Origin of the sequence: Burkholderia sp. AU27893 (genome assembly GCF_002223205.1) — a bacterium.
Taxonomy (GTDB): domain Bacteria; phylum Pseudomonadota; class Gammaproteobacteria; order Burkholderiales; family Burkholderiaceae; genus Burkholderia.
On record NZ_NKFD01000014.1, the window covers coordinates 1 to 1,166 of the forward strand.

1 protein-coding gene is annotated in these 1,166 nt (G+C 70.1%); it reads right to left on the reverse strand.

Features of this window, described 5'->3' with window-relative positions:
- The coding region (locus CFB47_RS39950) for an acetyl-CoA C-acetyltransferase (protein WP_256946858.1) at positions 1-1,166 on the reverse strand (1,166 nt) is incomplete at both ends.

Genomic DNA, 1,166 nt, shown 5'->3' on the forward strand with positions numbered 1-1,166 from the left:
CGCTCGACCGCGAGCGCGACACCCATCCCGCCGCCGATGCACAGCGACGCCAGCCCGCGCTTCGCATCGCGCTTGGCCATCTCGTGCAGCAGCGTCACCAGGATCCGGCAGCCCGACGCGCCGATCGGGTGGCCGATCGCGATCGCCCCGCCGTTCACGTTCACCTTCGACGTGTCCCAGCCCATCTGCTTGTGCACCGCCAGCGCCTGCGCCGCGAATGCCTCGTTGATCTCCATCAGGTCCAGGTCGCCCGGCGTCCAGCCCGCGCGCTCCAGGCACCGGCGCGATGCCGGCACCGGGCCCATCCCCATCACGCTCGGATCCACGCCCGCGTTCGCGTACGCCTTGATCCGCGCCAGCGGCGTCAGGCCGAGTGCCGCCGCCTTCTGCGCCGACATCACCAGCACCGCCGCCGCGCCGTCGTTCAGCCCCGACGCGTTCGCCGCCGTCACCGAGCCGTCCTTCGAGAACGCCGGCTTCAGCCCCGCCAGCGACTCCGCCGTCACGCCGTGACGCACGAATTCGTCGGTGGCGAACTGCAGCGGCTCGCCCTTGCGTTGCGGAATCGCCACCGGCACGATTTCATCGTCGAAGCGGCCGGCCTTCTGCGCGGCTTCCGCCTTGTTCTGCGACAACGCCGCGAACGCGTCCTGCTCCTCGCGCGTGATCCCGTATTCCTTCGCGACGTTCTCCGCCGTGATGCCCATGTGGTACTGGTTGTACACGTCCCACAGGCCGTCGACGATCATCGTGTCGACCAGCTTCGCGTCACCCATCCGGAACCCGTCGCGCGAGCCCGGCAGCACGTGCGGCGACGCGCTCATGTTCTCCTGGCCGCCCGCGATCACGATCTCCGCGTCGCCCGCGACGATCGCGTTCGCCGCCAGCATCACGGCCTTCAGGCCGGAGCCGCACACCTTGTTGATCGTCATCCCCGGCACTGCCGTCGGCAGCCCGGCCTTGATCAGCGACTGCCGCGCCGGGTTCTGCCCGGAACCGGCCGTCAGCACCTGGCCCATGATCACTTCGCTGACCTGCTCGGGCTTCACGCCCGCACGCTCCAGCACCGCGCGGATCACCGTCGCGCCCAGCTCGGGCGCCGCAATCTTCGCAAGCGAACCGCCGAATTTGCCGACCGCGGTCCGCGCGGCCGATACGATCACTAC